The following is a 17,819-nucleotide window of genomic DNA, read 5'->3' on the forward strand; positions in this document are numbered from 1 at the left end:
CGCCGTGGGTCGTACGAGATCACCCGTACGGGGACTCAGAGCGCGCCCTTGCGGGTCAGGTGGTTGAAGAACAGCCACCCCGGCAGGACCGGAATCCACAGTGTCAGCAGCCGGTACAGCAGCACCGCGGGCGCCGCGACCTCCTTGGGGAGGCCGACGGCGATCAGGCCGACCGTGAGGGTCGCCTCGACCGCGCCGACGCCTCCTGGGGTTGGTGCCGCCGAGCCCAGCGCGTTACCCGCGAGGAAGACGACGGCGACACTGGCGAGGCTGAGCGTGGTGGTTTCCTCGTGGCCGAACGCGCGGATCGACGCGTCCAGGCACATCACGAAGCAGGCGGTGAGCAGCAGCATTCCGCCGATGCCGGTGACCAGCTTCTGCGGCCGCTGCAGCACGTCGAGCATGCGCGGCACGACGCCCGCGAACAGCGACCTCACGCGCGTGACGACGAATTTGCGCAGGAACGGCACCGATGTGACCACGAGGACCAGCACGGCGACGGTGAGCAGACCCGCGATGACCGTGCGGGACGGCGACAGGGACGGTGTCTTCTCGGTGCCGGTCAGATAGCCGAAGGACAGCAGCATCAGGATGTGGCAGCCGAGCCCGAACAGCTGCGACGCGCCGACGCTCGCCACCGCGAGCCCCGGCCGCACCCCGGCGCGCTGCAGGAAGCGCGTGTTGAGGGCGACACCGCCGACCGCGGCGGGCGCCACGATCTTCACGAACGACCCGGCGACCTGCGCGGCCACGGCCCGCAGGAACGGCACCCGCTCGGGCACGAAGCCCAGCAGACTCATCGCCGCCGCGAAGTAGCTCAGCGCCGAGAACAGCACCGCCGCGGCGACCCAGCCCCACTCGGCGTTGTCGAAGAGAGTCCCGAACTCGATGTGCGTGAGCTGCGTCAGCAGGAAGTACGCGCCGATGGCGCCGGCGATGAAACTGATCAGCGTGCGCGGCCGGACCCGCTCCAGGCGGGCCGGTTCGACCGGTGCCTGGGGCCTGATCAGCAGCACCTGGTGGCGGATCTGAGTGAGCAGATCCTCCTCGCGCGCCTCGTCCAGAGCCTCGTCGATCGCCCGCTTCTCGGCCCGCTGCTCGGCACGTACGGCCTTCTTGCCGGGCTTTTCCAGTACGGACGTGGTGTCTTCCCTGGCTTCCTCGGCGCGGGCGAGCTTGTCCTGCCGGGACGCCTCCAGTACGGCATCGCGCTCGCGTTGCGCGCGCTCCCGGGCCAGTTTCCGCAGCGTCGCGCGCGTGGAGCGCGTCAGCGCGATCGGCTGCAGCATCGGCAGGCAGTTGGCGACCGCGTCCGGGCCGAGCACACCGACCGCCGACGCCACCGCGCGCTGCGCGCCCACCCGCAGTCCGATCGTGGTCACCAGCTGGGCGACGTCCATGCGCAGCAGCAGGTCACCGGCCGCGATCTCGCCGCCGCGCAGATCGGTGAGGATCACCGTGCCGGAACGATCCACCAAAATCGCGTCACCCGCGAGCCTGCGGTGCGCGATGCGCCGCGACTGCAGCGCCTGCACCTGGTGCCAGGTGTCGCGCAGGAGGTCGTCGGTGATGAGCTCGTCGGGCAGCGAGTCGAGGGTGCGGCCACCGGTGTGCTCGTAGACGAGCATCACGGCGTCCGGGCCGAGTTCGGAGGTGGCGATCAGCTTGGGCGCGTTGGCCCCGGCGGCGATGGCGGCGTATGCGAGAAGCGCCTCCTGCTCCAGGGCCTGGCGCAGTGACTGGAGGCTGCGGCGCGTAGTGATGCCGCGCAGCGTCAGCCGGCGCCATACGCGGTAGAAGAAGCCCTGAGCCTGCTGCTCACGGTCCACCACCGTGACATCCAGGGGCTGGCCGTCCTCCAGGGTGACGAAGTAGCGCCGGCCGCGGTCGCCGTTCTCCGTGGCGTCCGGCGCCTCCTCGCGGGCCGCGGTCACCGGGTGGAAGCCGACGTGGCGGAGGCCCGCCATCAGCGTCCGTCCGGTGGGCCGCACGTTCGGGGAGCCGACCGCATACAGCGTTCCGTACGCGACGGTCCAGCCGATCAGCACCGTCAGGATGATCGAGAACGGTGTCGTATAGCCGGTGACCAGCATCGAGAAGGCGTCGAGGAGCAGCACCACCCACAGCACCGCGCGCCAGCGCGGCCGGCGGGACATGCCGACCGCCGTCATATATGCGATGACGGGTGCGAGATAACCGTGCACCGGGTCGGTCAGGGCGTGGATGTCCCCCGGCGAGGGCTGGGTGAGCGCTTCCTGGATCGAGTCCGGGGCGGCCTTCGCGACCCACAGGTCAGTGGCGAGCGTCACTCCGTGCGCGAGGACGGCGGCCAGGACGCCGTCGGCGATGCGCAGCCCGTCCCGCTTGATGAGCCGCTCGATCGCGAACGCGACCGGCACGAGCAGGATCGCGATGCTCGACGCCAGCCCCGCGATCTTGATCAGCAGATCGGGTGCCTGGCCCGTGCCCTTGTTGATGTCCTGTTCGAGCCCCGAAGTGGTCCCGTGCGCGAACGCGGCGATGGCCAGCAGCACGACGATCGCGAGGAAGCCGACCAGGAGCCGCATCAGGTCGGACGGACGGTGCACGCGCGCGGGGAGGAGCGGTTCGTCGCCCTCGACCTCGTCCGCGTGGGCTTCGTCGGCGCAGTCGGAACCCCGCTTGACCTGCTGCTTATCGTTTTCGTGCGGCTTAGGGGCGGCCTCTTCGGCTGCCTTGGAGGTGGACTCGCGCGTCGTCTCGCCCGAGTCCTTCTCGCCGACGCCGTCGGTGTCAGGGCGTGACGAGGCCGCGGAGGTGCCCTCCGCGTCTTCGGGGTGCACGCCCTGCTGCCTCATGGTCTCTTCTTGATCTCGTATCACCGGTCACCGCCCGCACGATGGTGGCATGCCCGACCGACACACGGGGGCATCAGGGTGCAAATGCGGGGGCGCACAGTCTGCCCGAAGCGACGCTTCCGGGCGAGGGATCCCCACAGTCGTGACCGCATCGCGTTGTCGGTGGGGTGGGGCAGGATGGGGCGGATGAGCGAGGAGAGCCTTCCGGCGGACGCCCTGCCGGAGTACGCGGAGCGGGTCCTTGAGGTCGCCGAGTTGATCCCGTCCGGGCGCGTCATGACGTACGGCGATGTCGCCGAATGGCTGGAGGAGGGCGGGCCCCGCCAGGTGGGCCGCGTGATGGCCCTCTACGGAGGAGCGGTCCCGTGGTGGCGTGTCATACGCGCGGACGGCGTGCTGCTCCCGGGCCACGAACTGGAGGCGCTGGCCCACTACCGTGACGAGAGCACGCCCCTGAAGAACGCGGGCAGAGCCTCCGAGGGGCATCTGCCGCGCGTCGACATGAGACGGGCTCGATGGGACGGCGGCGAACGCGCGGAAGGTCACATCTGACAGCTTCCGGCATCGCACGGGCTCAGGGGGAACCTGTGGCCCGTACGGGCGAAACGAGGCACATCCGTGACATGCCGTACGTTCGTGGAGCGAGGGACGCACGTGGCGTGCGGGAAGAGGGGGAAGCCCTCCTTCCACGGTGCTCACCGGCGTAGCGTCGACGACGCGCATCCCCCTCACCCCGCGGCCACCGCCCTCCGCACGCGGCAGTCCTCCCACCCGTCGCCCGACGACCACCCCTCAACGACGGCGCTCCGCGCCGGCAGTGACAAATGGCACAACCACCAGGACCGGCGAACCACGTGAGCTCCTCTTCTTCCACCAGGCGCCTGGCGCACCCCCAGGTGCGCCAGGGGAGCCGCGGCGCGTACCGACTGGTGCGTACCCCGCCGGTCCGGGTGGATCCCCCTCGTCTGGACGCAGGGCAGCGCGCGGTGGTTGACCACGGCAGCGGTCCGCTGCTCGTTCTCGCCGGTCCGGGCACCGGCAAGACGACCACCCTCGTCGAGTCCGTGGCCGCCCGGATCGCCCGGGACGGCGACCCGGAGCGCGTCCTGGTGCTGACGTTCAGCCGGAAGGCGGCCGTCGAACTGCGCGACCGCATGGCGCTGCGCATAGGAGCCGCGCGGGCCCCTCAGGCCACCACGTTCCACTCCTTCTGCTACGCCCTGGTCCGCGCCCACCAGGACAGCGACCTGTTCGTGGAACCCCTGCGGCTGCTGTCCGGACCCGAACAGGACGTGGCGGTGCGCGAGCTGCTCGCGGGCCAGCCCGACCTGGAGCGGCTCGGCCTCGCGCATGTGCGCTGGCCGGACGAACTGCGCGCCTGTCTTACCACCCGCGGCTTCGCCGACGAGGTCCGCGCGGTCCTCGCCCGCAGCCGCGAGCTGGGCCTGAGCCCCGACGCCCTGGACGCCTTCGCCAAGCGCATCGGCCGCCCCGACTGGGGCGCGGCCGCAGCCTTCCTCGCCGAGTACCTCGACGTTCTCGACATGCAAGGAGTGCTCGACTACGCGGAACTCGTCCACCGCGCGGTGCTGCTCGCCCGGCGCCCCGAGGTCGCCGAACGGCTCGCCGCCCAGTACGACGGCGTCTACGTGGACGAGTACCAGGACACCGACCCGGCCCAGGTGCGGCTGCTGCGCACCCTCGCGGGCGGCGGCCGCACCCTCGTCGCCTTCGGCGACCCCGACCAGTCGATCTACGCCTTCCGGGGCGCCGACGTGAACGGCATCCTGGACTTCCCCGACGCCTTCCCGCGCCCGGACGGCCGCCCGGCCCCGGTCGAGGTCCTGCGGACGTCCCGCCGCTCGGGCGCCGCCCTGCTCACCTCCACCCGCCTGCTCACCCAGCGCATGCCGTTGACCCGCCTTCCGGCGGAGAAGGTCCGCGCCCACCGCGAACTGTCCCCGGTACGGGACGGGGGCCGCGCCGAGGTCTACACGTACCCGACGTCCGGCACGGAGCTGGACAACATCGCGGACATCCTGCGCCGGGCCCACCTGGAGGACGGCGTCCCCTGGGGCGAGATGGCAGTCCTCGTGCGCGCCGGTTCCCGCACGATTCCGACGATCCGGCGGGCACTCACCGCGGCGGGAGTACCACTCGACATCGACGGCGACGATCTGCCACTGCGGCACGAGCCGGCGGTCGCGCCACTGCTGGCGGCGTTGCGGGCGGTGGCGCGGGCGGAGGCGCGAGAGGAGGCCTCCGCGGCCGACAGCGACGTACCCGCGCACGAAGTGGACGCACCCGCTCAAGAGGTTGACGCACTCGGTCACGAAGCCGCCGCACCCGCTCAGGAAGTTCACGCATCCGCTCGGGAAGTTGAAGGCGCCGACTCCGAAGAAGTCGAAGACGTCGACTCCGAAGAAGCTGGAGACGTCGACTCCGAAGAAGCTGGAGACGTCGACTCCGAAGAAGCTGGAGACGTCGACTCCGAAGAGGCCGTCCAAGCCGACGCCGAGGAGTCGGTCGAAGCCGACGCCGACCAGTCAGTCCAGGCCGACCCCGAAGAGCCCGCGCCGCAGCCGCCCTGGCTCGACACCGAAACCGCGCTCACCCTGCTCGCCTCGCCGCTGGCGAGCATGGACGCCGCCGATCTGCGCCGCCTTGGCCGCGCCCTGCGCGACGAGGAGCGCGCCGCCGGCAACCACCTACCACCGCCGTCCGACGAGCTGCTGGCCCGCGCGCTGGCCGAGCCGGAGCGGCTCATCGCGCACGACCCGGCGTACGCCCGAGGAGCCCAGCGCCTCGGTGCGCTGCTGCGCAAGGCACGGGAGCGCCTCGCGGGCGGTGGGACGGCCGAGGAGGCGCTCTGGGACCTGTGGGAGGGCACACCGTGGCCACAGCGCCTTGAGCGGGCCGCCCGGCGCGGCGGCGCGGCGGGGCGCAACGCCGACCGGGACCTCGACGCGGTGTGCGCGCTGTTCGCGACCGCGGCCCGCGCCGAGGAGCGCACCGGCGGACGCGGCGCCCTCAACTTCCTGGAGGAGATCGAGGCCGAGGACATCGCCGCCGACACGCTGACTCGACGAGCCGTACGCCCCGACGCCGTACGCCTGATGACCGCGCACCGCTCCAAGGGCCTGGAGTGGCGTCTCGTCGTCGTGGCGGGCGTCCAGGAAGGGCTGTGGCCGGATCTGCGCCGCCGCGGCTCCCTGCTGGAGGCGGACCGCATCGGGCGCGACGGGCTCGCCGAACCCCTCACGCCCGGAGCGCTCCTCTCCGAAGAGCGCCGTCTGTTCTACGTGGCCGCCACGCGCGCGCGTGAACGCCTCGTCGTCACCGCCGTGAAGGCCCCCGCCGACGACGGAGACCAGCCCTCCCGCTTCCTGACAGAACTCGGCGTCGAACCCAAGGACGTGACGGGCCGCCCGCGCCGCCCGCTGTCCGTCGCCGCCCTCGTCGCCGAACTGCGCGCCACCACGGTCGACCCGCGCGTCTCGGACGCCCTGAGGGAGGCCGCCGCGCGCCGTCTGGCGCGGCTCGCCGCGCTCGCCGACGAGGACGGCCGCCCCCTGGTGCCGTCCGCGCATCCCTACCGCTGGTGGGGCATGTACGAGCCGACCGAGAGCAAGGTCCCGCTGCGCAACCGCGACCAGCCCGTCGTCCTCTCCGGAAGCGCCCTCGACCAGCTCGCCAACACCTGCGCCCTGCAGTGGTTCCTGGGCCGCGAGGTGAAGGCCGACGCGCCCGCGACCGCCGCCCAGGGCTTCGGCAACGTGGTGCACGTCCTCGCCGACGAGGTCGCCTCCGGACGCACCCCCGCCGACCTCGCCGTCCTCATGGAGCGCCTCGACTCCGTGTGGAACGCGCTCGCCTTCGACGCGCCGTGGAAGTCCGCCCAGGAGAAGGAGCACGCGCGCGTGGCGCTCGAACGCTTCCTGAAGTGGCACGTCGATTCCAATGGGGCCCGCGCCGGCCGAACGCCGGTGGCCAGTGAGCACGACTTCGACGTGACCCTCGACGCGGGCTCCTACGAAGTGCGCATCCGCGGCTCCATGGACCGCGTCGAGGCGGACGCCGAGGGCCGCGCCTACGTGGTCGACTTCAAGACCGGCAAGCACGCGCCGACCGCCGCCGAGGTGACCCAGCACCCGCAGCTCGCCGTCTACCAGCTCGCCGTCCGCGAGGGCGCCGTCGACGACGCCTTCGACGGCGTACGCCCCGAGCCGGGCGGCGCCGAACTCGTCCAGCTGCGCCAGGGCGCCGCCAAGAAGAACGGCGGCGAGACCCTCCCCAAGGTGCAGGCCCAAGAACCCCTCTCCGGGGAGTGGATCGGCGATCTCCTGGCCACCGCCGCGGGCAAGGTCCTCGACGAACGGTTCTCACCGACCACCGGGCAGCACTGCACCCACTGCGCGTTCCGCGCCTCGTGCAGTGCTCGGCCAGAGGGACACCACGTAGTCGAGTGACGTACAGCACCACACGTGCTGACCAGCGGTTCTTCCGCCCCGATGGTCGATGTGGCACCCGCTGTCAGTGGGCGCCGCTAGCCTCTCCGACATGCCCGCCCGTATCACCGATCCCGATCAGCTCAAGGAGCTCCTCGGCATCCCCTTCACCCCCGAGCAGACGGCCTGCATCATCGCACCGCCCGCCCCGCAGGTGATCGTGGCCGGAGCCGGTTCGGGCAAGACCACGGTGATGGCGGCACGCGTGGTGTGGCTGGTCGGCACAGGACAGGTCGCCCCCGAGCAGGTCCTCGGCCTGACGTTCACCAACAAGGCGGCGGGCGAACTCGCCGAGCGCGTCCGCAAGGCACTGATCAAGGCAGGCGTCACCGACCCGGACGTGATCGACCCGGACAACCCGCCGGGCGAGCCCGTCATCTCCACCTACCACGCCTTCGCGGGCCGCCTCCTGACCGACCACGGCCTGCGCATCGGACTCGAACCCACCGCCCGCCTGCTCGCCGACGCCACCCGCTACCAGCTCGCGGCCCGCGTGCTGCGCGAGGCACCAGGGCCGTACCCGGCGCTGACCCGCTCCTTCCCCGACCTGGTCGGCGACCTCCTCACCCTCGACTCCGAGCTCGCCGAACACCTCGTACGCCCCGAGGGGCTGCGCGCGTACGACGCCGAACTGCTGCGCTCCCTGGAGGGCGCCAAACTCACCAACGGCGACCTCCGCAAGGTCCCCGAGGCGGCCGCTGCCCGACGCGAACTCGCCGAGCTGGTGGGCCGCTACCGCGCGGCCAAGCGCGAGCGTGACCTCCTCGACTTCGGCGACCAGATCGCCCTCTCGGCCACCCTGGCCCGCACCCGCCCCGAGGTCGGAGAGATCCTGCGCGACGAGTTCCGCGTGGTCCTGCTCGACGAGTACCAGGACACGTCGGTCGCCCAACGCGTCCTGCTCGCCGGTCTCTTCGGCGGCGGCACGGGCCATCCCGTGACCGCGGTCGGCGACCCCTGCCAGGCCATCTACGGCTGGCGCGGCGCCTCCGTCGCCAACCTCGACGACTTTCCCGAGCACTTCGCACACCCCGGCGGCCACCCCGCGACCCGCCAGGCGCTCAGCGAGAACCGCCGCAGCGGCGGCCGCCTCCTGGACCTCGCCAACGGCCTCGCGGAACCCCTGCGCGCCATGCACGCGGGCGTGGAGGCCCTCCGCCCTGCCCCCGGAGCCGAGCGCGACGGCGTCGTCCGCTGCGCGCTGCTGCGCACCCACGCCGAGGAGATCGACTGGCTCGCCGACTCCATCGCCCACCTCGTACGCACCGGGAAGGCCCCCGGCGAGATCGCCGTGCTGTGCCGTACGGCCACCGACTTCGCCGAGATCCAAGGGGCGCTCGTCGCCCGCGACATCCCCGTCGAGGTGGTGGGCCTCTCCGGACTGCTGCACCTCCCCGAGGTCGCCGACCTCGTCGCCGTCTGCGAGGTGCTCCAGGACCCCGGCGCCAACGCCTCCCTCGTACGCCTCCTCACCGGCCCGCGCTGGCGGATCGGCCCGCGTGACCTCGCCCTCCTGGGGCGGCGCGCCCGCCTCCTCGTGTCCCACGCGCGCGTGGGGGCCGACGACGACCCGGACCGCCGGCTCGCCGCGGCCGTCGAGGGGGTCGACCCGTCCGAGGTGATATCGCTCGCGGACGCGCTCGACACGTTCCTGGAGATGCCCATCGAGGCCGAGGGGGACGACGACGGCCTGCCCTTCTCACCGGACGCGCGGGTGCGTTTCGCGCGGCTCGCCGCCGAGCTGCGCGACCTGCGCCGCTCGCTCGCCGACCCGCTGATGGACGTCCTGCACCGGGTGCTCGCCGTCACCGGCCTGGAGGTCGAGCTCTCCGCGTCCCCGCACGCGCTGGCCGCCCGGCGCCGCGAGACCCTGTCGAACTTCCTGGACACCGCCGCGTCCTTCGCCGCCGGTGACGGCGAGGCGACCCTGCTGGCCTTCCTCGGCTTCCTGCGCACCGCCGCGCAGTACGAGAAGGGCCTCGACAACGCGCTCCCGGGCGGAGAGAACACCGTCAAAGTGCTCACCGCCCACAAGTCCAAGGGCCTGGAGTGGGACGTCGTCGCGGTCCCCGGCCTCGTTACCGGCACCTTCCCCAGCACCCAGGGCCGCGAGAAATGGACCGCCCAGGGCAAGGTCCTGCCGCACGAGCTGCGCGGCGACGCCGACACACTGCCCGACATCGACGCCTGGGACGCCAAGGGCATCAAGGCCTTCCACGAGGCCATGAAGTCCCACCAGCACACCGAGGAACTCCGCCTCGGCTACGTCACCTTCACCCGCCCCCGCTCGCTCCTGCTCGGCTCAGGCCACTGGTGGGGCCCCTCCCAGAAGAAGCCGCGCGGCCCCTCGGACTTCCTGCACGCCCTGTACGAGCACTGCGCGGCCGGACACGGCGAGATCGAGGTCTGGGCCGACGAGCCCGCGCAGGACGAGGAGAACCCCGCCCTGCGCGAGGCGTCCGCCGACCATGCCTGGCCGCTCCCGCTCGACGACGCGGCACTCGCCCGCCGCCGCGCGGCCGCGGAGACCGTACTCGCCCACCTGGAGCGTGTCGCGTCGCACGAGGAGGCCCACCCCGGGGCTCAGGAGGGCCGCCGTCCCATCGCCGCCCACGACCCGTCCTCGTACGACGACCCGGACTGGCCGCCGCCACCGGAGGACGACGCGCCGCCATACGACGCATCCCCTTACGACGCATCCCCTTACGGGGAGGACGACTTCCCCGAAGGGGACGACTCCGACTGGGAATCCTGGACGTCGGACCGTCCGACGGGCCCGAGGGAGCGCCCGACCGTCCCGCACCAAGCACCGGCCCCGGAGGCTCGCCCCCATCCCGAGGACCCGGCACACCTCACACCCGAAGAGGCCCGCACTCTCGCCTCCTGGGACCGTGACCTGGACGCGCTGACCGGAGAGCTCCTGCGCACCCGCGCGAGCGTCACCGACGTACCCCTGCCGCACTCGCTCACCGCGTCGCAGCTGCTGCGTCTGGCCGCCGACCCGGACGGCTTCGCACAGGAACTGGCCCGTCCCATGCCGCGCCCCCCGCAGCCCGCCGCGCGCCGGGGCACCCGCTTCCACGCCTGGGTGGAGTCCCGCTTCGAAGAGCTGCGGCTGCCGATGCTGGAGCCGCAGGAGCTGCCCGGCAGCGAGGCCGAGATCGCCGACGAGCGGGACCTGGAGGCCCTCAAGGACGCCTTCGAACGCACCCCGTACGCCCACCGCACGCCCTACCGCGTCGAGGCGCCCTTCCAGCTCGCCATCGCGGGACGCGTCGTACGAGGCCGTATCGACGCCGTCTACAAAGAAGGCGACGGCGACGGGACGACGTACGAGATCGTCGACTGGAAGACCAACCGCAGCCGCACCGCCGACCCCCTCCAGCTAGCGCTCTACCGCCTCGCCTGGGCCGAGCAGCAAGGCGTGCCCCTGGAGTCCGTCAAGGCCGCCTTCCTCTACGTGCGCGGTGGCGAGGTCGTCCGACCGGACGACCTGCCGGACCGGGCCGCACTGGAGCGACTGCTCATCGAAGACCCAGCGGACCCACAGGAAGAGGCTTCCGGAGAACCGCCGGACGAACACGCCTCCGTGGGCGGATAGGCTCGTGAGCATGAGCAAGCCCGTTGACAGCGCCGTCAGCACCGTCCGCACGTACATCCAGGACCACCGCGCCGCCTTCCTCGACGACCTCGCCGAGTGGCTGCGCATCCCTTCGGTATCGGCCCAGCCCGACCACGCCGCGGACGTACGGCGCAGCGCCGACTGGCTCGCCGCCAAGCTCCGGGAGACCGGCTTCCCGACCGCCGAGGTCTGGGCGACCGCAGGCGCCCCGGCCGTCTTCGCCGAGTGGCCCTCCGAGAACCCCCAGGCCCCCACGGTCCTCGTCTACGGACACCACGACGTGCAGCCCGCCGCCCGCGAGGACGGCTGGGACACCGAGCCCTTCGAGCCGGTGATCCGCCAAAACCGCCTCCACGCGCGCGGGGCCGCCGACGACAAGGGCCAGGTGTTCTTTCACACACTCGGCGTCCGTGCCCACCTCGCCGCCACCGGGCACACCGCCCCGGCCGTCCACCTCAAGCTCCTGATCGAGGGCGAGGAGGAGTCCGGCTCCCCGCACTTCCGTGACCTCGTCGAAGCGCACACCGACCGGCTCGCCGCCGACGCCGTGATCGTCTCCGACACCGGCATGTGGTCCGAGGACACCCCCACGGTGTGCACCGGCATGCGCGGCCTCGCCGAATGCGAGATCGAGCTGTACGGGCCGGAACAGGACATCCACTCCGGCTCCTTCGGCGGCGCCGTGCCCAACCCGGCCACCGCCGCAGCCCGCCTCGTCGCAGCACTGCACGACGAGCACGCGCGCGTGGCCGTCCCCGGCTTCTACGAAGGCATCACCGAACTCACCGACCGCGAGCGCGAACTCTTCGCCGAACTGCCCTTCGACGAGGAGCGCTGGCTGCGCACCGCCAAGTCGACGGCCACCCACGGAGAAGCCGGACACACCACCCTGGAGCGCATCTGGGCCCGCCCGACCGCCGAGGTCAACGGCATCGGCGGCGGCTACCAAGGCCCCGGCAGCAAGACGATCATCCCGTCCTCGGCCATGGTGAAGCTCTCCTTCCGCCTCGTCGCGGGACAGGACCCGGACCACATCGAGAAGGCCGTACGCGCCTGGGCCGCCGAGCAGCTGCCCGCGGGCATCCGGCACGAGATCACGTTCGGCGCGGCCACCCGCCCGTGCCTCACCCCCCTGGACCACCCCGCCCTGCAGTCCGTCGTACGCGCCATGGGCCGCGCCTTCGAGCAGCCGGTCCGCTTCACCCGCGAGGGCGGCTCAGGCCCCGCGGCCGACCTCCAGGAAGTCCTCGGCGCCCCCGTGCTCTTCCTGGGCATCTCCGTCCCCTCAGACGGCTGGCACGCCCCCAACGAGAAGGTCGAACTCGATCTCCTCATGAAGGGCGTCGAAACCACCGCCTACCTGTGGGGCGACCTGGCCGAAAACTGGCGCGAGGCACACTGAGGAAGGCCATCCACGCCCTGAAGAGCACCCACCACACCCGCACCGCCGTACGTCCTGCTGAACCGCCCGCCGAAATAACCGTTCCACCGGGGGAGTTGGAAGCACCCGTGACCACCTGGACCGACCGCACCGCCGACCGTCCCATCTCGCTCACCGCCCCGAGCGGCATCGACAGGGCCGCCCACCACCGGCTCGACGAGGCCTGGCTCGCGGCGGCATGGAGCCACCCCACGACCCGCGTCTTCGTGGTCTCCGGCGGCCAGGTACTCATCGACGAGACGGCGGACGGCACCACCGAACTCGTGATGACCCCCTCCTTCGAGGCCCCGCTCACCGAGGCGCACCGCTACTTCCTGGGCACCGACGACGACGGTGTGAGCTATTTCGCACTCCAGAAGGACGCGCTTCCCGGCCGCATCGACCAGTCCGCACGCCCGGCGGGCCTGCGCGAAGCGGGACTCCTGCTTTCCCCCCGCGACGCGGGCCTGATGGTGCACGCGGTCGCCCTGGAGAACTGGCAGCGACTGCACCGCTTCTGCTCGCGCTGCGGCGAACGCACGGTCATCGCGGCCGCCGGCCACATCCGCCGCTGCCCCGCCTGCGGCGCCGAGCACTACCCGCGCACCGACCCGGCCGTGATCATGGCGGTCACCGACGACGAGGACCGCATCCTGCTCGGCCGCCAGGTCCACTGGCCCGAAGGCCGCTTCTCCACGCTCGCCGGCTTCGTCGAGCCCGGCGAGTCCATCGAGCAGTCCGTACGCCGCGAGGTCTTCGAAGAGGCGGGAGTCACGGTCGGCGAGGTCGAGTACGTCGCCAGCCAGCCCTGGCCGTTCCCCTCCAGCCTCATGCTGGGCTTCATGGCCCGCGCCACCTCGTCGGAGATCAACGTCGACGGCGAGGAAATCCACGAGGCCCGATGGTTCTCCCGCGAAGACCTGCGGGCCGCCTTCGAGTCCGGGGAGGTGCTGCCTCCCTACGGAATCTCGATTGCGGCCCGCCTGATCGAGCTCTGGTACGGCAAGCCCCTGCCGACGCGGGCAGTCGCCTGACGTCGCTCAGACGCCGATCTTCTGCTTGACCTGTGCCAGCGAAGGGTTCGTAAGCGTCGAACCGTCCGGGAAGAGAACGGTGGGAACCGTCTGGTTTCCGCCGTTCGCCTTCTCCACGAAGGCCGCGGAATGCGGGTCCTGCTCGATGTTGATCTCGTTGTACGTGATGCCCTCGCGGTCCATCTGGCTCTTCAGCCGACGGCAGTAGCCACACCACGTGGTGCTGTACATCGTCACAGTGCCCTGCATGTCGTTTGCGCTCCTTCACGGCTTCGGGGTGCGTGGTCGCTGCCAGTGGAACGTATGTGAACCGGCCGCCATTCCCGCGGGGGGTATCCCGGGATTCCCCGGCAGGACGTGACGCCTGCCGCATTAGTACGACTGCAGGTGCCTCCCTGTGGACAACCGGCTCATCCGTCTCCGGCGACCTGGCAGCATGGCGGGGTGACAGCAGCAACGCACTCCACCCTCTTCCCGCAGGTTCCGGACACGGCCGACGCGGTGCTCGACGGGCTCGACCCCGAGCAGCGCGAGGTCGCCACCGCCCTGCACGGTCCGGTGTGCGTACTGGCGGGCGCCGGCACCGGCAAGACGCGGGCGATCACCCACCGCATCGCGTACGGGGTGCGCGCCGGAATCCTCCAGCCCTCCAGCGTGCTGGCCGTCACGTTCACCAACCGGGCCGCGGGCGAGATGCGCGGCCGCCTCCGCCAGCTCGGCGCCGGAGGCGTCCAAGCCCGCACCTTCCACTCCGCCGCGCTGCGCCAGCTCCAGTACTTCTGGCCGAAAGCAGTCGGCGGCGGCCTGCCCCGGCTCGTCGACCGCAAGATCCAACTCGTCGCCGACGCGGCCGCGGCCTGCCGCATCCGCCTCGACCGCGGCGAACTGCGCGACGTCACCGCCGAAATCGAATGGTCCAAGGTCACCCAGACCATCCCCGCCGACTACGCGGCCGCCGCCGCCAAAGCCGGCCGCGAGGCCCCCCGCAACCCCTCCGAGATCGCCCAGCTCTACGGAACCTACGAGGACCTCAAGCGCGACCGCGCGGTCATCGACTTCGAAGACGTCCTGCTGCTGACGGTCGCCATCCTCCAGGACCGGCACGACATCGCCCAGCAGGTCCGCTCCCAATACCAGCACTTCGTGGTCGACGAGTACCAGGACGTCAGCCCCCTCCAGCAACGCCTCCTGGAACTGTGGCTCGGTGACCGCGACAGCCTCTGCGTCGTCGGCGACGCCAGCCAGACGATCTATTCGTTCACCGGTGCAACTCCCGACCACCTTCTCGACTTCCGCACCCGCCACCCCGGAGCCACCGTCGTCAAGCTCGTCCGCGACTACCGCTCCTCGCCCCAGGTCGTCCACCTCGCCAACGGCCTGCTCGCCCAGGCCCGCGGCCGAGCCGCCGACCACCGCCTGGAACTGATCTCCCAGCGCCAGCCGGGCCCCGAGCCCGTCTACGCCGAGTACACGGACGAACCCGCCGAAGCCGAGGGCGCCGCCCGCCGCATCCGCGACCTCATCACCTCCGGCGTCCCCGCAGGCGAAATCGCGATTCTCTTCCGCGCCAACTCCCAGTCCGAGATCTACGAACAGGCCCTCGCCGACGCCGGAGTGCCCTACCAGCTGCGCGGCGCCGAGCGGTTCTTCGACCGCCCCGAAGTGCGCAAAGCGGGCTCCGCCCTGCGCGCCGCAGCCCGCTTCGGAGCCAACGACTCCCTCCTCGACGACGCCATCGACCTGCCCTCACAGGTCCGTGCCGTGCTGTCGGGCGAAGGCTGGACCAGCCAGCCTCCCGCCGGATCCGGCGCGGTCAGAGAACGCTGGGAGTCACTCGCCGCCCTCGTGCACCTCGCCCAGGACTTCGCCACGGCCAAACCCGGCGCCACACTCAGCGACCTGGTGGCGGAGCTCGACGAGCGAGCGAGCGCCCAGCACGCCCCAACCGTCCAAGGCGTCACCCTCGCCTCCCTGCACTCCGCCAAGGGACTGGAGTGGGACGTCGTCTTCCTGGTTGGCGTCGCCGAGGGCATGATGCCGATCACCTACGCAAAGACCGACGAACAGATCGAGGAAGAACGCCGCCTCCTCTACGTCGGCGTCACCCGCGCCAGAGAACACCTCCACCTCTCCTGGTCCCTGTCCCGCTCACCCGGCGGCAGACCCAACCGCCGGCCCAGCCGCTTCCTGGACGGGCTGCGCCCCGGCTCCGTCGCCACCGCCGGCCGAAGCGGCGGCGGCGCCTCCGGAGGCATCGAGCGCGGTGCCGGAAGCAGCGGCGGAACCGCCGTACGGCGAAGAAACAGGACCCCGGCCCGCTGCCGGGTCTGCGGCCGCACCCTCACCGACGCCGGCGAGATGAAGCTGATGCGCTGCGAGGACTGTCCCTCCGACATGGACGAGGGCCTCTACGAGCGACTGCGCGAGTGGCGGGCGGTGCAGGCGCAGCGCAGTGGGCAACCCGCGTTCTGCGTCTTCACCGACAAGACACTGATGGCGATCGCCGAGACCGTGCCGGACGACGAGGGCGAGCTGGCGCGGATCCCCGGGGTCGGAGCACGCAAGCTCAACCGGTTCGGAGCCGATGTTCTGGCCATCTGCGCAGGTCAAGACCCTGGAGGAGACGACGAAGGTGACTGATACAAACTCGTCGAAAAAATAGTTTGCGCATGCCCCAGCAATCCCCATAGGTTCTTAACACGGAAACGGCGGCCTTCTCCAAGGCCCTGGTTCCGTGCTGTACTTAATAACCGTCGGACCGGCTCACCCCAGTCCCCATAGACGCCGAGAGGAGGCGATTCCAGTGATCAGCATCAACACCAGCTCCATCAGCACCGTCAAAATGACCGATCGCTCGGTCGTCTCCCTGTGCATGCTCGGCGTCTCGAACCTCGGCACCGGTCTGTCCGGCATCTCCGCCGTCCGTCCGGCGTCCTCCCTGCCTCTCGCGGGTCTTCCCATCCGTGAGCGCAATGAGCGACCGACCCAGGCACTGGAAGCAGCAGTAGTGGCAGAGGCACATGCCTATGCCTTTGCGGCAGCCGGTGCCGGATCCCTGAAGCAGACGACGCAGCACCACACGATGTGGGCCTTCCGTGGGCCTGAACCCTGGAGTGATCCAGCCTGATCTTCGATCAGGTCGGCGCCTTCAGGGCCGCGGAACCCCACCCGGGATCCGCGGCCCTTCTGTTTGTCCCCAACCAGGGACGACAGAGCGAAGGGGCCTCGGGACAAGAAAAGAACCCGGTACCAGCCGCCAACCGGCCAACCGGCCGGCACGACCAGACGAGGAAGACGAACCGTGCAACTCGAAGCGCACGCCCCGTCCGTACCGCCTTCCGAAACGATCCCCCCGCCCGGCCTCACGGAGGACTCCACCTTGATCCCGCTCACTGCGCTCACCGCGCTCGACGACGCCATCGAGAGCCTCGGCGTACCCGTCCCCTGCCGCTCCTACGACCCGGAGGTCTTCTTCGCCGAGTCGCCGGCCGATGTCGAGTACGCCAAGTCCCTCTGCCGCACCTGCCCGCTGATCGAGGCCTGCCTCGCCGGCGCCAAGGAGCGGCGTGAGCCCTGGGGCGTCTGGGGTGGCGAGCTCTTCGTCCAGGGTGTCGTCGTGGCCCGCAAGCGGCCCCGCGGCCGCCCGCGCAAGAACCCGGTTGCGGCATGAACACCCGAGGAACGATCGACCGCCCCCTGACGCACGACCCCAAGAAGCAGGCCCCGATGAAGCCGTCCACCAGCGAGCCCGCCGGCTCCGCCATCCCAGACTTCACCACCACCGGCGCGAACGACTCGCGTCAGAACAGGACCCGAGAGATGCAACTCATCCCAGAAGCCCTGGCTCGTGCGCATATGCACGAGCGACTGCACGACGCCGAGCGGGAACGCCGGGCCGTGCGCCTGGCGACCGCCCGCCGGATGCAGCGTCGGGCCGAGCGCGCCTCGATGCGAGCCCGGCGCGCGCTGGCCATGGCGGTCATGCAGTAGCCGACGGCAGTCGCAGGCAGTAACTCCTCGCGGGGGTCGGTCCGAAGGGACCGGCCCCCGCGGTGCGTTGTGCCAGGCGAACCGCCGACCACGGCGATATCGTCGCCGAGTGACGAGTCTTCCCGGGGACAGTGACAACCGCGGCACCGCGCAGCGGCCCGACACGGCCGAGGCCCAGCGCATCGCGTGCGCCCGTTGTGGCACGCCGGCAGAGGGCCCCCAGCCGACCTGGACCTGCTCCGTGGAGAACGGGACCCGCCACTACTTCTGCGACAGCTGCGCTCGCACCAACCTCAGGGCGATCGAGGGGCGGCTCGACTCGGCGTGGTGGTAAGTCACGCTCTCCTCCGGGGGGCCTCCCTCCCGCCCCGCCCCACCCCTCCCCCCGCCCTCCCCTCAGCCGCTCAA

The 17,819-nt window shown here is 71.4% G+C and carries 12 protein-coding genes; 10 read left to right on the forward strand and 2 right to left on the reverse strand.

The features are described from left to right. Window positions 1-35 precede the first annotated feature (35 nt). Window positions 36-2,837 carry a lysylphosphatidylglycerol synthase transmembrane domain-containing protein gene (locus ACZ4WS_RS07400; protein WP_467978024.1) on the reverse strand — a complete coding sequence of 934 codons (2,802 nt, stop codon included), beginning with the start codon at window positions 2,835-2,837 and terminating at the stop codon, window positions 36-38. A gap of 186 nt (window positions 2,838-3,023) precedes the next feature. On the opposite strand from ACZ4WS_RS07400, the gene ACZ4WS_RS07405 reads away from it, so the two are divergent. The 5 genes from ACZ4WS_RS07405 (at window position 3,024) to nudC (ending at window position 13,421) form a co-directional block, all read left to right on the forward strand. Further along, window positions 3,024-3,389 (forward strand): MGMT family protein, encoded by a 366-nt coding sequence (locus ACZ4WS_RS07405; RefSeq protein WP_467978025.1) that lies wholly within the window; start codon window positions 3,024-3,026, stop codon window positions 3,387-3,389. Window positions 3,390-3,691: 302 nt separating this feature from the next. Further along, on the forward strand, window positions 3,692-7,306 hold the full coding sequence (locus tag ACZ4WS_RS07410; protein ID WP_467978027.1) for an ATP-dependent helicase: 3,615 nt from the start codon (window positions 3,692-3,694) through the stop codon (window positions 7,304-7,306). A 91-nt stretch (window positions 7,307-7,397) separates the two neighbouring features. Beyond that, window positions 7,398-10,946: a UvrD-helicase domain-containing protein gene (locus ACZ4WS_RS07415; protein ID WP_467978029.1), complete on the forward strand. Its 3,549-nt coding sequence runs from the start codon at window positions 7,398-7,400 to the stop codon at window positions 10,944-10,946. Window positions 10,947-10,956: 10 nt separating this feature from the next. Next, the gene (locus ACZ4WS_RS07420; protein ID WP_467978030.1) at window positions 10,957-12,369 is read left to right on the forward strand and encodes a dipeptidase; all 1,413 of its coding nucleotides are present in this window, start codon (window positions 10,957-10,959) and stop codon (window positions 12,367-12,369) included. Between the two features lie 107 nt (window positions 12,370-12,476). Then, the gene (gene nudC, locus ACZ4WS_RS07425; RefSeq protein WP_467978031.1) at window positions 12,477-13,421 is read left to right on the forward strand and encodes an NAD(+) diphosphatase; all 945 of its coding nucleotides are present in this window, start codon (window positions 12,477-12,479) and stop codon (window positions 13,419-13,421) included. 6 nt (window positions 13,422-13,427) lie between these two features. Here nudC and ACZ4WS_RS07430 read toward each other — a convergent pair whose 3' ends face one another. Next, a complete protein-coding gene (locus ACZ4WS_RS07430) occupies window positions 13,428-13,670 on the reverse strand; it encodes a mycoredoxin (RefSeq protein ID WP_351551467.1) in 243 nt (80 codons plus the stop codon). A 138-nt stretch (window positions 13,671-13,808) separates the two neighbouring features. On the opposite strand from ACZ4WS_RS07430, the gene ACZ4WS_RS07435 reads away from it, so the two are divergent. The 5 genes from ACZ4WS_RS07435 (at window position 13,809) to ACZ4WS_RS07455 (ending at window position 17,745) form a co-directional block, all read left to right on the forward strand. Further along, window positions 13,809-16,061, forward strand: a complete 2,253-nt coding sequence (locus tag ACZ4WS_RS07435; RefSeq protein WP_467978033.1) for an ATP-dependent DNA helicase UvrD2 — start codon at window positions 13,809-13,811, stop codon at window positions 16,059-16,061. Window positions 16,062-16,224: 163 nt separating this feature from the next. Then, window positions 16,225-16,548: a hypothetical protein gene (locus tag ACZ4WS_RS07440; RefSeq protein ID WP_467978035.1), complete on the forward strand. Its 324-nt coding sequence runs from the start codon at window positions 16,225-16,227 to the stop codon at window positions 16,546-16,548. Between the two features lie 174 nt (window positions 16,549-16,722). Further along, window positions 16,723-17,091 carry a WhiB family transcriptional regulator gene (locus tag ACZ4WS_RS07445; RefSeq protein WP_467978037.1) on the forward strand — a complete coding sequence of 123 codons (369 nt, stop codon included), beginning with the start codon at window positions 16,723-16,725 and terminating at the stop codon, window positions 17,089-17,091. Next, complete coding sequence (locus ACZ4WS_RS07450) at window positions 17,088-17,411, forward strand: hypothetical protein (protein WP_467978039.1); 324 nt, start codon at window positions 17,088-17,090, stop codon at window positions 17,409-17,411. The genes ACZ4WS_RS07445 and ACZ4WS_RS07450 overlap by 4 nt, the downstream gene beginning before the upstream one ends. A 109-nt stretch (window positions 17,412-17,520) precedes the next feature. Further along, a complete protein-coding gene (locus ACZ4WS_RS07455; RefSeq protein ID WP_467978041.1) occupies window positions 17,521-17,745 on the forward strand; it encodes a hypothetical protein in 225 nt (74 codons plus the stop codon). The last annotated feature ends 74 nt before the right edge of the window (window positions 17,746-17,819 follow it).

The sequence above is a fragment of the Streptomyces sp. NPDC029292 genome, assembly GCF_055569295.1.

Excerpts from the sequence above, each read along its gene's own strand:
- ACZ4WS_RS07430 (WP_351551467.1), bottom strand. The coding sequence starts at position 13,670 with ATGCAGGGCACTGTGACGATGTACAGCACCACGTGGTGTGGCTACTGC.
- ACZ4WS_RS07420 (WP_467978030.1), top strand. The coding sequence starts at position 10,957 with ATGAGCAAGCCCGTTGACAGCGCCGTCAGCACCGTCCGCACGTACATC.
- ACZ4WS_RS07415 (WP_467978029.1), top strand. The coding sequence starts at position 7,398 with ATGCCCGCCCGTATCACCGATCCCGATCAGCTCAAGGAGCTCCTCGGC.
- ACZ4WS_RS07450 (WP_467978039.1), top strand. The coding sequence starts at position 17,088 with ATGAACACCCGAGGAACGATCGACCGCCCCCTGACGCACGACCCCAAG.
- ACZ4WS_RS07405 (WP_467978025.1), top strand. The coding sequence starts at position 3,024 with ATGAGCGAGGAGAGCCTTCCGGCGGACGCCCTGCCGGAGTACGCGGAG.
- ACZ4WS_RS07400 (WP_467978024.1), bottom strand. The coding sequence starts at position 2,837 with ATGAGGCAGCAGGGCGTGCACCCCGAAGACGCGGAGGGCACCTCCGCG.